A 13,857-nucleotide genomic window follows, 5' to 3' on the forward strand; every position below is an offset into this window, starting at 1 on the left:
AAAGTTAAAATAAATGATAAATTATGGAAAAGGTTCACAAAAGGGTCAACCTTATAGACAATCTTTTGAAAAAAGAAAAAAAAATCAAAAAAAAAAAATTAATACCTATCAAATAGATAAAACCAGACTTCGCTTATTTATCACAGCATGCGGCTTCTGCGTCATTTATGGCGCGGTTATGCTAAAATTAATTTTCGCAACCATCATAGCACCTTTGCCCCCTCAAAAACAGCAAATCGCTCCCCAGGTTCCTCCAATTCCAATTAGCGATCCAAAAGGAACCATTGCTGGAGATTTTTCGTTACCTCAAATCCACAGAGCCTCTATTATTGACAGAAATGGACAGATTTTGGCCATTTCTCTCCCCGTGGCACAGTTATATGCAAATCCTGTTGAAATTATTGACCCTGACGATGTTGCTCAAAAACTGAAATCCATTCTCCCCAATCTAAATCTTGAAAAAACCACTCAAAGACTCTCGTCTAAAAAACAGTTTGTTTATATAGCTCGCGATATTTCTCCAAAACAGGAAATTGATATCAATAACCTTGGCATTCCAGGAATTTATTTTGAAAGTGGCGAACGCAGACATTATCCACTAGGACGATTGGCAGCCCATATTCTCGGCAGCGTGGATATTGATGATCACGGTATTGCAGGTATTGAGAAATATCTTGACCAGCGCTTGATGAATGATCATTCCTCTTTAAGATTATCCATTGATACTCATGTTCAAACCGCGGTACAGGAAGAAGTGGAGGCAGCGATGCAAACTTTTCAGGCAGAAGCTGCATGCGGTATTATTATGGATGTTCATACCGGGGAAATTCTGGCAATGGTGAGTTTACCCGATTATGATGCAAATTTTTTCAATAAAGCCCCCCCAAATCAAAGATTCAATCGCGCCACAAACGGGATGTACGAACCTGGATCAACCTTTAAGCTTCAAAACGCAGCTATGGCTTTGGAGGTTGGCGGTATACACATTTGGGACCGTTTTGCAACAGCACCAGTCAGGGTGGGTCGCTTTACCATTCACGACTTGAAAACAGATCATTTTGCTCCCTATCTTTCCTTACCTGAAGTATTGGCATATTCCTCAAACCCTGCATCTGCACACATCGCCCTTGATGTTGGGGGAGAAAAACAGCGTGCCTGGTTACAAAGAATGGGTTTTTTAGCACGCGTTCCAATTGAACTACCCGAAGCAGGTCGTCCTTTGGTGCCCTCTGCCAGAAATTGGGGAATATCCACCATCATGACTGTCGCCTTTGGTCACGGTATCGCACAATCCCCATTAGCCATTGTTCGTGGAACCGCGGCAACAGTGAATGACGGTTACCTGATCAGGCCCACTCTATTATCAAGACAGGATGAGACAATGCCTCCGGTAATTATTGATCCAACCTCATCTAGAACTGACATACCTGATGGAGAAAAAGTTATTTCCGATAAAAATTCCCTTATTCTAAGGAAAATACTTCGTTTAGATGTTACACAGGGAACGGGCAAAAACGCAGAGGTTCCGGGTTATTTTGTAGGAGGGAAAACTGGTACCAGTGAAAAAGTGGGAAAAGGTGGGGGTTATTTAAAACATGTCAATGTATCAGCCTTCACTGCTGTTTTTCCGATGAACAATCCCCGATATGCTGTCTATGTCATGCTGGATAGTCCAAAGCCAACCAAATTTACCCATGGCTGGACAACAGCCGGATGGAATGCGGCACCAACTGTATCCAAAATCATTGCACGTATTGGACCCATGCTTGGATTATTTCCAGATATAAAGAATGCCGGAAGGATAGATAATGAGTTATCCATTCCTCTACGTCCTGCAGTTCCTAGAGGAGTAAAAGCTCTCGGTCCAGGAAATGATCCGGGCGATCCTCGTCTTAATCGACAAACAAAATCCGCATTAAAAACAAAATCTAGACACAAAAATATATCACCCTCTTCCCCCTCAGAATAGTCAGTTCCGTTTTACCATGATTTCACTTGATACATTACGATCCTATATCAATATTCCCGATTATTTCCCCAATCATGAAATAAGGGGAATTGCACTGGACAGCCGGAAAGTGCAAAAAGATTTTCTTTTTGCCGCTTTGCCTGGAAATCAGCTTGATGGACAAGCATTCATTCAACAGGCCATTGAAAATGGAGCCAATACGATTCTCTTGACCAATGGGTCAAACATGGATTTGCCGAGTCAGTGCGTTCCCATTTACTGTAATAATCCCCGTCAAGTGATAGCAAAAATAACTTCCTTATTTTACCCGAAGTTACCCCATCATAAAATAGCGGTTACAGGTACAAATGGTAAAACAAGCACCGTCGATTTTGCCAGACAGTTATGGGAACTGGAAAATCTGAAATCCGCTTCAATTGGCACTTTGGGCGTTCTCAATAATGCTGGCTATCATTATACAGGACCGGTATTAACCACACCTGACACTATTATTTTACATGAAATTATGCAAAATCTTTCCAAAAAACATGTAACACACGTTGCTATGGAAGCATCTTCACATGGATTGGCTCAATACCGGCTTGACAATATTGAATTAGAAGCGGCAGCTTTTACAAATCTAACCCGGGATCATCTGGATTACCATCACAGTTTTGAAGCATATTTTCAGGCAAAACAAAGATTATTTACAGATATATTACCATCAAATGCCATTGCCGCATTGAACAGTGATATGAATGCATCCGTTCTTGAAACATTATTAAATATAATAAAAAAAAGAAAACAACAATTGAGACTGGTTGGCATCAAAGGAAATTTTTTGCGTCTAAATCATGTTAAACCTTTACCCCATGGTCAGGAAATAACATATAAAACAGCTTCAGGAAACCGTGTTACAACAACCCTTTCTTTACTTGGCCGTTACCAGATAGATAATATTCTACTTTCTATGGCACTTATCGCAAAAGATTCTGAACATCTTGAATCCCTTGTTCCTCTACTTCCCAAACTAAAAGGCGTGAAAGGACGCATGGAACAGGCTGCCATCTTACCAAATGGGGCAACTGTTTATGTTGATTATGCCCATACACCTGATGCATTGACCCATCTTTTACAATCTTTGCGTCCACATGTTCATCATGAGTTATATATTATATTTGGGGCAGGTGGGAACCGTGACAAAGGCAAACGCCCTCTGATGGCTCTTGAGGCGGGAAAATATGCAGACCATGTCATTATTACGGATGATAATCCCCGGCATGAAAATCCCGCATTGATCCGTAATGAAATTAAAAAAGGTTTTCCACGGGCCGTTGAAATCGCTGGCAGAGAAGAGGCCATTGCACAAACAGTTAAAAAACTTCAACCTGGCGATATTTTAGTTATTGCTGGTAAGGGGCATGAACAAGGCCAGATTATCGGGAATACTATCCATCCTTTTGATGATGTAAAAATAGTACAGAAATATATGAGATATTTATGACATTCCTTTGGAACGAAACTGATCTTATCCAGGCCACTGGAGGTGCCTTATCCATTCATCAGGCCATACATGGAACGGGTGTCTCCATTGATACCAGAACCTTGCGACCCGGGGATATCTTTATTGCCATTCAAGGTGAAAATAGCGATGGTCACGACTATATTCAACAGGCTCTTGCCAATGGAGCATCTTGTGTCATTGTCACGCATATTCCTTCCCAATTCAACAGTCAATTACCCTTTTTAATTGTCTCGGATACTTTACATGCCCTTACAAAAATGGGGATTTATGCCAGACAGCGTTTTCATGGAAAAGCCATAGCGATCACTGGAAGTGTCGGTAAAACCACAACAAAGGAAATGCTTAAAAACGCTTTGCAGCCTTTTGGAAAAATTCATGCTGCCGAAGGTTCATATAACAACCATCTGGGCGTTCCTCTCACTTTGGCAAGACTTCCCTCTGATGCCGACTATTGTATCAGTGAAATTGGCATGAACCACAGTGGCGAAATAGCCCCCCTTGCTGCCATGGTTAAACCTGACATAGCAATTATTACTACGGTATCATCCTCCCATCTTGGATTGATGAAAACCCTGGATGCAATTGCCGAGGAAAAAAGCCAGATTATCACCGCTCTGTCAAAAAACGGCATCCTTATTCTGCCTGAAACAGTTTATGATTTCACTTTATTTGAAAAACGAGCAATGCAATATCATGTTCATCTTTACAGAACAGGTTTATCAGAAAAGGCTGATTTTCAAATCCAGTCCATAAATCTTGGTGCAGATTATTCAATCTTCAAATTTAAAACAGTTAATGAAATCTTTTCCGTCTCTCTTGCGTCTCCCGGGCAACATCTCATTCATGATGCCTCCCTTGTACTCGGTGCAATATTCTCCTTGAAACTCGATTTGCAACAGGCAATTACCGCCCTGCATCAATTTACAGCTGGGTCAGGACGAGGAGAAATCTTACCTTTGATAGATAAAACAGGAATTCTTCTAGATGAAAGCTATAATGCATCAACCCTTTCAATTCAGGCCGCATTAAAAACCCTGACATTATTGAGTCCCAAACGACGTATCGCAGTTTTAGGGGATATATTCGAACTGGATGAACATAGCGAAAAGGAGCATCTCTCCTTGATTCCCAGTATTATACAGAATTCTGATCTTGTTTTTACTTGCGGCTCCTCAATGAAAATTGTATTTGATCAACTTCCCCGATCTATACAAGGGAAATGGTGTAAAAATGCAGAAGAGCTAATCCCTTTCATTCATCAGCAATTGCAAGATCGAGACACTGTTCTGGTAAAAGGAAGTCATGGAATGCATATGGAAAAAATTGTTAGGGCGTTAACTCAAAAAATGAATCAAAGGAAAAATTAATGCTATATGATCTGATTATGCATCATGGGCTGGCCTATGCCTTTTTACTTAATCTTTTTCGTTATATAACATTTCGTGCTGTTGCCGCCTGTTTCACGGCTTTTTTCCTTAGCATTTGGTTGGGTCCCTATATAATAGCCAAACTTCACCAGATTCAGCGTGAAGGTCAGCCCATTCGTGCCCTTGGCCCGGAACGGCATTTGAAAGAAAAAGCAGGAACTCCTACTATGGGAGGAATTTTAATTTTATCCACTTTATTAATTTCAACGCTTTTATGGGCTGACCTGACCAACGGATTTATCTGGATCGTACTATTTGTCACCTTTGGATTTGGCCTGATAGGTTTTTTTGATGATTATAAAAAACTGGCAAAACATAACAGTGATGGATTAAGTAAACGCACACGTTTGGGCGGGGAATTTTTAATCTCACTGGTTGCAACTTATTTTTTACAACAACTGACCCCTTCAGGAATGGCCAATGATCTAGCGCTTCCTTTTCTTAAAAATGTCCTTATTCCATTAGGCTATTTTTTCCCTCTTTTTGGGATGATTGTCATAAGTGGTTTTGGTAATGCGGTTAATTTCACGGATGGACTTGACGGGCTTGCCATTGTTCCAGTTGTTATCTCCTTTTTTGTTTTTGCGCTGATTGCCTATATTGTCGGAAATAGTGTTTTTGCCGATTATCTACAATTGCATTTTATTCCTAAAACTGGGGAATTGGCCATATTCTGTGCTGCTGTCATAGGGGCAGGACTAGGATTTTTATGGTTTAACGCCCCTCCAGCTTCTGTTTTTATGGGGGACACAGGCTCTCTTTCATTGGGTGGCGCCATTGGATCTGTTGCCGTTGCCGTAAAACATGAGCTGGTCTTGTGTATCGTCGGCGGTTTATTTGTAATTGAAACGCTATCCGTCATTATTCAAGTCGCATGGTATAAAAAAACTAAAACAAGAATCTTTCTCATGGCACCTTTACATCACCATTTTGAAAAAAAAGGATGGGCCGAATCAAAAATTGTCATTCGTTTCTGGATTATTTCCATTATTTTAGGCATTATTGGTTTAGCAACATTGAAACTGCGTTAAAATGGATTTCCCAAAAGATTTATTCAAAAATAATCATTACGCCATTTTAGGGTTAGGTAAAAATGGCATTGCCGCTTCCCAACGTCTCTTGCAAATGGGAGCAACAATACAGGTCTGGGATGATCAACCCAAAGCTCGTCAGCAAATCCCTGAAAAGTTAAAGCCCCATCTTGCACCTTTTAAAAACCTGGAAAATTTCAATGCCTTAATTTTATCTCCTGGTATTCCGCATTTTTTACCAAAACCCCACCCTGTTGCAGAACTTGCCCGGATGAATGCAATTCCAATTCTTTCAGATGCAGAGATTTTATATCAAGCTATCAAAAAATCAGGGTCCCGAGCACGTTTCGTGGCTATAACTGGCACAAATGGTAAATCAACGACCACAGTTTTACTAAACCATATTCTAACAGAAGCTAAAATACCATCTGTAGCAGGAGGTAATCTGGGACCGGCATCCCTATCCCTTCCATATTTGGAGAACGATGGTGTTTACATTCTTGAAATGTCCTCCTATATGCTTGAGCGCTTATCCAGTTTCAAAGCAGATATCGCATGCTTGTTAAATATTACGCCAGATCATATTGAACGGCATGGAGACATGAAAGGATACGTTCAAGCCAAATATCATATTTTTGATCATCAAAATCAACAGGATATGGCAGTTATTGGAATTGAGGACGATTACTGTAAATCTATTGCAAAACGGCTTGTCCAAAATGATATTCCCGTTAAAAAAATATCTGGGAAAAAAGATATCAATGCCGATTTTTGGGTTGATCAGCATCTTCTGCAAGACAAGAAAGGCATTATTGCTGATTTAAATCAAGCAAGGCTTCTTCCAGGGCAACACAATGCACAGAATGCTGCGGCTGCAACGGCAATGGCCCTCGCTTTGGGCGTTGCACGGCAACAGATAGCAGAAAGTCTTAATTCTTTTAATGGACTTGCCCATCGACAGCGACCTGTCGCAACCATTGATTCAGTGACTTTTATCAATGATAGTAAAGCCACCAATGCAGATGCGACCTCGAAGGCACTTACCTGCTATAATAAAATCGTATGGATTGCTGGTGGATTGGCCAAGGCTAAAGGAATAGACGATCTTGCACCCTATTTTTCTAAAATAAAATTCGCTTTATTGATTGGTAAAGATGCACCACTGCTAGCAAAAACCCTGGACAGATATCATGTCCATTACCAGATTGTTCACACACTTGATCAAGCAGTCCCTCTCGCTTTTGCATTTGCCAAACAACATCATATTCGTACTGTAATGCTCTCTCCTGCCTGTGCCAGCTTTGACCAGTTTGATAGCTTTGAGGAAAGAGGGAATGTGTTTATTCAACTTGTCAATCAACTAGAAACATCATTCCGTCAAACCCTAAACGATTAGGAAATTTATCATGTCCAATGTTTCCCGTCTCGATAATTCATTACTGGCACGATGGTGGCGAAATATCGATCATTGGATGTTGGGAAGTGTCGGTTTGTTGATCGGGTTTGGCTATATTTTAATGCTGGCCGCCAGCCCAGCCGTTGCACAGAGAATTGGAGCATCACGAGACATGTTTATCTTTAAACAGATCATGTTCCTGAGCATTGCAGCCCTGATTATCATGGTTACCTCAATGCTGTCTGTGGAGGGGATAAAAAGACTTGGAATTATTGGAAGTTTTATCGCCATACTGGCAACCGCCTATACCCTTGTTCATGGTATGGAAATCAAGGGGGCCCGTAGATGGATTGCCTTACCAATGATGTCTGTCCAGCCTTCTGAATTTTTAAAACCCTGCTTTGCGGTTTTAACGGCTTGGTTTTTAACTCGATGGAACAAAAGATTTTATATTCCTAACCTTCTCATAACTTTTATTTTTTATGGTGTTATCCTTTTCCTTTTAAAATCTCAACCCGATATCGGCATGCTTGTCGTAATTACCGCTGTTTTGCTAACCCAGCTTTTCGTAAATGGTCTCAACCTGTTTTGGGTATTTTCTGCTTTTGGGGCCATGATTGCCGCTTTTATCGGTGCCTATACCGTTTTTCCACATGTACGTTCTCGTGTTGAACGCTTTCTTCATCCCAATGTTGGTGATCATTATCAGATTGACACCGCTCTGCGTGCGTTTGGAAATGGTGGAATGATGGGACGTGGACCGGGTGAAGGACGCGTGAAAGATCTCTTGCCCGATGCACATGCTGATTTTGTGTTTGCTGTTGCGGGTGAAGAATACGGAATGATTGTTTGCATGATTATTATTTTAATATTCTGTTTCATTGTTGTACGTTCTTTGTTAAAAATGATCAAGGAAGACAATCCTTTCATCATTTTGGCAACAACAGGCATCATTACCGGTTTTGGATTACAAGCTTTTATCAACATGGCCTCTACCCTTCACCTTATTCCAACAAAAGGCATGACCTTACCTTTCATCTCATACGGTGGTTCATCCGCCATGTCTGTTGCATTGGCCATTGGTATGGTGCTTGCTTTGACAAGACACAGAATAGAGGCCCCCAAATTTTCAAAAAATGGTTTCCAGCCATTCAGTAAGAGAAATTTAGTTCAATGAACAAACCTGCTATAGCCATTGCCGCAGGAGGAACAGGTGGTCATTTCTTCCCAGCCAAATCCCTTGCCCTACAGCTCACCAGACGAGATTATCCTGTGGTTTTTATGACGGATAAAAGGATTGAAGATCGAGAATTGGCTTCATGGCATGACATTCGTCAATTCGTTATTGATAGTGCTGGCATCAACAAAAAAACAATAATGAAAAAAATAGGTAATACCTTTTCCTTGATGAAGGGGATTATCGAGGCAAGAAAGATCCTGGTTCAGAATCACGTTTCTGCAATTGTCGGGTTTGGTGGATATCCTTCCATTCCGCCTCTTTTTGCCACACGATTATTGTCCAAAAAAAATAGACCCATCATCATTCTTCATGAAGGTAACGCAATTATTGGCAAGGCCAATGCCTTTCTTGCACCTTTCGCCACCAAAATAGCGACATCTTTTCCTGTCACGAAAGGGCTTTCCAATTCTGATAAAATAGTAGTGACCGGTCTTCCCGTGCGACCTGATATCACCTCCCTTTATCCATCCGTTTATGAACCTCCTAAAGAAACAATTCATCTATTAATCTGGGGAGGATCTTTAGGAGCAAGAATTTTTGGTGAAATTGTTCCTTACGCTTTGGGAAATCTCTCTCTATCCTTACGAAAAAAACTGCGCATCACGCAACAGGTACGTCAAGAAGATATTGAAACAATGACCCGATATTATCAGAAAAACGAAATAAAAGCAAAGCTATCACCTTTTTTAACGAACATTGGAGATCTTTTGCAAAAAGCCCACCTGGTAATTGGCCGATCAGGAGGATCATCCACGGCAGAACTTGCCCTGACTAACCGTCCGGCTATTTTAGTTCCCTATCCCCATGCCGCCAACAAGGAACAGTATTATAATGCCCAAATTCTTGAGAAAGAAGGAGCGGCATGGTTGATTAATCAACCTGATTTTACTGTTGCAAACCTAACGCAATTAATTAATGATTTGTTCAGCCATCCAGAAAAATTGCAAAAAGCTGCCTTATCCCATAAAACTGCCTATCCCAATGCGGCAAAAAATCTGGCTGATTTAATAGAGCGATCTGTTGCAAATCTATCATCCTAACTTCATTTAACAAGAGCATTTTCATGAGATCCCTTCCTCTTTCAATTGGTATCATTCATTTTGTCGGTATTGGTGGTATTGGCATGTCCGGTATTGCTGAAACTCTACATTATCTAGGCTATCATATTCAGGGTTCTGATATTGCGGAAAACGCTAATGTGGAAAGACTGCGTAAATTAGGCATTCCAATCAAAATTGGTCATAGGGCGGAAAACCTTGGAAAAGCTCAAGTTGTCGTTGTCTCTTCTGCCATTAATAAAGACAATCCAGAGGTTATAGAAGCCAGGGCTCATTTTATACCTGTTGTACAAAGAGCGGAAATGCTTGCGGAACTTATGCGGTTACGCTGGTCAATTGCTGTGGGCGGAACTCATGGAAAAACAACAACTACAAGCCTTATCGCAACATTGCTCGAATATGCCAAACTTGATCCAACAGTTATCAATGGCGGAATAATTGAAGCATACGGTACCAATACAAGAATGGGATCTGGAGACTGGATGGTTGTTGAGGCAGATGAAAGTGATGGCTCCTTTCTTCGCCTCCCCGTTGTTATAGCAGTTGTTACCAACATGGATCCAGAACATATGGATCATTGGGGAACAGTCGAGGCCATAGAAGATGCCTATCAGCAATTTGTTTCCCATATCCCCTTTTACGGTTTTGCTGTCTTATGTATTGATCATCCCAGCGTCCAAAAAATGTTACCCCGACTTTCAGACCGTCGTCTCATTACTTATGGTTTTTCCCCACAAGCTGATGTGCGGGCGGAAAAGGTTATTATGGATAAGTTAGGAACAACATTTAACGTTGTCTTTACAGATCGGCAAAAACAGATCAATCGACATCTGGGTCCATTCCGTATTCCAATGCTCGGGCAGCATAATGTACAAAATGCCCTTGCCGCTATTGCCGTAGCCTTGGAAATGGATATCAGTGAAGACAACATTCGTTCTGCCTTTGCCGGTTTCAAGGGAGTGCAACGTCGTTTTACTCGTGTCGGGGAAGTCAACAAAATTACTATTATTGACGATTACGGACATCATCCCGTCGAAATTGCAGCGGTTTTGAAAGCTGCCAGACAGGCAACCATTCATAATGTCATTGCAGTCATTCAACCACACCGTTATTCAAGATTACAAAATTTATTTCCCGAATTCTGCTCCTGCATGAATGATGCCAGCACTGTCATTGTTGCTGATGTCTATCCAGCAGGAGAAACTCCTATTCCAGGTATCAATAAAGAGGCGCTTGTTGAAGGATTGCGAGCGCATGGACATCAATCTGTCGTTGCATTGCCCCAACAGGATCAATTGGCAGAAATGATTAATGCAATTGCCGAACCTGGAGACTTCGTTATCTGTTTGGGAGCAGGTTCCATTACAAATTGGGCCCATGCTTTGCCCGAACAATTAAAAGCCTTACAAAAAAAATGAAATAAAGGATAAAATTAATGTCTACGGGGCTTTTCACCAAAGAAGCAATTTCCGATTTATTACCCGAACTGAGGGGACGCGTAACCTACAATGCCCCGTTGAAAAACAGAAGCTGGTTTCGTGTAGGAGGTAATGCCGAAATCCTTATCAACCCCGCAGACACGGAAGATCTTGCCTATATTCTCAGAACAATGCCCTTGGAGTGGCCTTATTTTACCATAGGGGCCACCTCTAATCTTCTTATTCGTGACGGTGGGCTTCAAGGAATAAGTTTTCAATTGCGCAAGGGATTTCATGAAATTATTCCCGACCATGAAGGACTTGTTGCAGGTGCAGCTTGTTTGGATATGACAATCGCGGAATATGCCGCCCAGCTTGGTTTAACAGGTATGGAATTCTTGAGTGGTATTCCCGGTAGTATTGGAGGGGCAATCAAAATGAATGCAGGAGCCCATGGTTCCGATATTGCAACAATTATGGACTGGGCAGAAATACTTACTCGAAACGGAGAATTATTCCGTCTTTCCTCATCTGACCTAAAATTAAGCTATCGTCATTCTGTTTTACCACCCGATGGTATTGTCACTCGTGTAAGATTGCGGGGTAAACCCGGCAACAAAGATACCATACACAAAACAATGGACGAGATAAAAGCTCAACGCGAAAATTCACAGCCAATTCATTCAAGAACAGGTGGTTCCACTTTTCGCAACCCCTCACCGAATATTTCCTCTTACAAGGCCTGGGAACTTATCGATATGGTTAAAGGCAGAGGGCTTACCATGGGAGGGGCAAAAGTCAGTGAAAAACATTGTAATTTCTTAATCAATACAGGGGAAGCGACAGCTGGCGATCTTGAAAATTTAGGCGAGGAATTAAGAAAACGGGTTTTCAACGATTTTGGTATTGAACTTGAATGGGAAATAAAACGTATCGGAATACCTTATGCTCAAAGGGAAAATAAGTATGTCAGCTAAACGAGTAACCGTTCTGCGGGGAGGATTATCATCTGAACGAGAAGTCAGTCTGGCCAGTGGTAAGAACATAATCGAGGCATTGAATACGGCAGGCTATGAAGTAACGGATTTAATCGCCAACGATAATTTAAATGAAATTGTCAATTCACTGACCAAAAACCGTCCCGATGTTGTTTTTAATGCTCTGCATGGAAACTTTGGCGAAGATGGAGCCATTCAGGGTGTTTTGGAATGGTTGAATATACCCTATACCCATGGAAATATATGTTCCTCAGCAATCGCGATGAATAAAAAGATTACCCGTATTTTACTTCATGAAGCCGGTCTTCCGATAGCTAAAGGTAAATCTGTTCCTATCACGCTGTTGGATTCAGGGGATCCCTTTCCTGTTCCATATGTGGTAAAACCCATTCAAGAAGGATCATCTGTAGGTGTTCATATCATCCAATCAAACGATGCCAGTATCCGACAGAAACAACGTGAAAAAATCATAAAGGAATGGATCTTTGGTCAAGAGGCCCTGATTGAACAATTTATTCCAGGAAAAGAACTAACAGTCTGCGTGCTTGATGACAAAGCCCTTACCGTAACCGATATATCATCTGGAACACATATTTTTTACGATTATAACGCAAAATATCAAGCTGGACAATCAACCCATACTGTCCCCGCGGTTATACATCCGCAAGCTTTTCAGACAGCGTTAGACTATGCGCAAAAAGCTCATAAGATTCTAGGATGTGATTCTGTTTCCCGTACTGATTTTCGTTACGATAATCACAATGAAACACAAGACCAACCTGGTGATTTGTATATTCTGGAAGTAAATACACAACCCGGCATGACCAAAACTTCTCTGCTGCCAGAACAAGCCGCTTTTTGTGGGATAACCTATCCTGAACTATGTTCACATCTTGTGGAAAAAGCAAAATGTCGTACTTGAAAAGGCGACCGAATCATCAGGATGATCGTCCCTCAAAACAAAAAATAGCCTATCGCCGTTTGAAACGGATGCTTCGACCCTTTTTCTTTCTTCTTATCATCCTTGGGCTTTTTATCGGGGGTGGATGGGCCATTTATAAGTTCGCATCGGAACAGGAATTTTCACTTTTCAGAACAAAAACAGCCAAACTTGTTCCGATGAAACTGGCTCATATCATTATTGATGGCTGTAAACTGACCACTGAATATGAAATAAAACAGGCCCTTGGTATCAACATTGGTGATCCGATCCTTAATTTTTCCATCAAAGATGCGCAAAAACGCCTAAATGGCCTAACTTTTGTCAATTATGCCGTTATCAAACGTCAATTACCGGATACTTTAATTGTCCACATTATTGAACGCAGTCCCTTTGCCGTTTGGCAAAACCAAGGAAAATTCAAACTTATTGATAAAAAAGGAAACATTGTCAACGATCAGGGAATGAATGGAAAAGATGGACAGGCTTTTTTAAAACTTCCCTTGGTTGTCGGTATTGGTGCAAATACAGCAGCTTCCGATTTGATCGACATTTTATCCGTTTATCCAGATATCAAAAATCGTATGGTGGCAGCCGTAAGAATCGGGAATAGACGCTGGAACCTAAATTTGAAGAATGGTACAATCATTTTACTTCCCGAAAATCAGGAAATTGCTGCCATTCAACGACTGATTCAATATGAAAAACAGTTCCAGTTACTGGATCGTCCCCTGAAACATATTGATTTGCGTCTTCCCGACCGCTTAATCATACAAAAAGATAAAGAACCGACACCACCCAATCCTGAAAATGATAATCCGGAACCCTCTAATGACAATGACGAAAAAACACCTTGATCAAATCTTTTCTGGTATA

The 13,857-nt window shown here is 41.1% G+C and carries 11 protein-coding genes; all 11 read left to right on the forward strand.

The features are described from left to right. Positions 1-13: 13 nt before the first annotated feature. From GM552_RS07060 to GM552_RS07110, 11 genes are read left to right on the forward strand one after another with little or no spacing between them, the layout of a single operon-like run. Positions 14-1,969, forward strand: a complete 1,956-nt coding sequence (locus tag GM552_RS07060; protein WP_155565827.1) for a penicillin-binding protein 2 — start codon at positions 14-16, stop codon at positions 1,967-1,969. Positions 1,970-1,985: 16 nt separating this feature from the next. Then, complete coding sequence (locus tag GM552_RS07065; protein WP_155565828.1) at positions 1,986-3,452, forward strand: UDP-N-acetylmuramoyl-L-alanyl-D-glutamate--2,6-diaminopimelate ligase; 1,467 nt, start codon at positions 1,986-1,988, stop codon at positions 3,450-3,452. Beyond that, positions 3,449-4,840 carry a UDP-N-acetylmuramoyl-tripeptide--D-alanyl-D-alanine ligase gene (murF, locus tag GM552_RS07070; RefSeq protein WP_155565829.1) on the forward strand — a complete coding sequence of 464 codons (1,392 nt, stop codon included), beginning with the start codon at positions 3,449-3,451 and terminating at the stop codon, positions 4,838-4,840. Before GM552_RS07065 ends, murF begins: the two co-directional genes overlap by 4 nt. After that, complete coding sequence (gene mraY, locus GM552_RS07075) at positions 4,840-5,931, forward strand: phospho-N-acetylmuramoyl-pentapeptide-transferase (RefSeq protein WP_110438465.1); 1,092 nt, start codon at positions 4,840-4,842, stop codon at positions 5,929-5,931. Before murF ends, mraY begins: the two co-directional genes overlap by 1 nt. Position 5,932: 1 nt before the next feature. Then, entirely contained in the window at positions 5,933-7,327 is a 1,395-nt protein-coding gene (murD, locus tag GM552_RS07080; protein ID WP_155565830.1) for a UDP-N-acetylmuramoyl-L-alanine--D-glutamate ligase, read from the forward strand. Between the two features lie 10 nt (positions 7,328-7,337). Beyond that, positions 7,338-8,504, forward strand: coding sequence for an FtsW/RodA/SpoVE family cell cycle protein (locus GM552_RS07085; RefSeq protein WP_155565831.1), 1,167 nt, complete (start codon positions 7,338-7,340; stop codon positions 8,502-8,504). Continuing rightward, positions 8,501-9,607 (forward strand): undecaprenyldiphospho-muramoylpentapeptide beta-N-acetylglucosaminyltransferase, encoded by a 1,107-nt coding sequence (murG, locus tag GM552_RS07090; RefSeq protein WP_155565832.1) that lies wholly within the window; start codon positions 8,501-8,503, stop codon positions 9,605-9,607. The genes GM552_RS07085 and murG overlap by 4 nt, the downstream gene beginning before the upstream one ends. A 23-nt stretch (positions 9,608-9,630) precedes the next feature. Continuing rightward, complete coding sequence (gene murC / locus GM552_RS07095; RefSeq protein ID WP_155565833.1) at positions 9,631-11,043, forward strand: UDP-N-acetylmuramate--L-alanine ligase; 1,413 nt, start codon at positions 9,631-9,633, stop codon at positions 11,041-11,043. Positions 11,044-11,060: 17 nt separating this feature from the next. Further along, the gene (murB, locus tag GM552_RS07100; protein WP_155565834.1) at positions 11,061-12,020 is read left to right on the forward strand and encodes a UDP-N-acetylmuramate dehydrogenase; all 960 of its coding nucleotides are present in this window, start codon (positions 11,061-11,063) and stop codon (positions 12,018-12,020) included. Then, positions 12,010-12,963, forward strand: a complete 954-nt coding sequence (locus GM552_RS07105; RefSeq protein WP_155565835.1) for a D-alanine--D-alanine ligase — start codon at positions 12,010-12,012, stop codon at positions 12,961-12,963. Before murB ends, GM552_RS07105 begins: the two co-directional genes overlap by 11 nt. Further along, positions 12,951-13,838 carry a cell division protein FtsQ/DivIB gene (locus tag GM552_RS07110; protein ID WP_196424867.1) on the forward strand — a complete coding sequence of 296 codons (888 nt, stop codon included), beginning with the start codon at positions 12,951-12,953 and terminating at the stop codon, positions 13,836-13,838. Before GM552_RS07105 ends, GM552_RS07110 begins: the two co-directional genes overlap by 13 nt. The last annotated feature ends 19 nt before the right edge of the window (positions 13,839-13,857 follow it).

Source organism: Commensalibacter sp. ESL0382 (genome assembly GCF_009725775.1).
In the GTDB taxonomy this organism is placed as follows: Bacteria; Pseudomonadota; Alphaproteobacteria; order Acetobacterales; family Acetobacteraceae; genus Commensalibacter; species Commensalibacter melissae.

Excerpts from the sequence above, each read along its gene's own strand:
- murB (WP_155565834.1), top strand. The coding sequence starts at position 11,061 with ATGTCTACGGGGCTTTTCACCAAAGAAGCAATTTCCGATTTATTACCC.
- murG (WP_155565832.1), top strand. The coding sequence starts at position 8,501 with ATGAACAAACCTGCTATAGCCATTGCCGCAGGAGGAACAGGTGGTCAT.
- murC (WP_155565833.1), top strand. The coding sequence starts at position 9,631 with ATGAGATCCCTTCCTCTTTCAATTGGTATCATTCATTTTGTCGGTATT.
- GM552_RS07060 (WP_155565827.1), top strand. The coding sequence starts at position 14 with ATGATAAATTATGGAAAAGGTTCACAAAAGGGTCAACCTTATAGACAA.
- mraY (WP_110438465.1), top strand. The coding sequence starts at position 4,840 with ATGCTATATGATCTGATTATGCATCATGGGCTGGCCTATGCCTTTTTA.
- GM552_RS07105 (WP_155565835.1), top strand. The coding sequence starts at position 12,010 with ATGTCAGCTAAACGAGTAACCGTTCTGCGGGGAGGATTATCATCTGAA.
- GM552_RS07110 (WP_196424867.1), top strand. The coding sequence starts at position 12,951 with ATGTCGTACTTGAAAAGGCGACCGAATCATCAGGATGATCGTCCCTCA.
- murD (WP_155565830.1), top strand. The coding sequence starts at position 5,933 with ATGGATTTCCCAAAAGATTTATTCAAAAATAATCATTACGCCATTTTA.
- murF (WP_155565829.1), top strand. The coding sequence starts at position 3,449 with ATGACATTCCTTTGGAACGAAACTGATCTTATCCAGGCCACTGGAGGT.
- GM552_RS07085 (WP_155565831.1), top strand. The coding sequence starts at position 7,338 with ATGTCCAATGTTTCCCGTCTCGATAATTCATTACTGGCACGATGGTGG.
- GM552_RS07065 (WP_155565828.1), top strand. The coding sequence starts at position 1,986 with ATGATTTCACTTGATACATTACGATCCTATATCAATATTCCCGATTAT.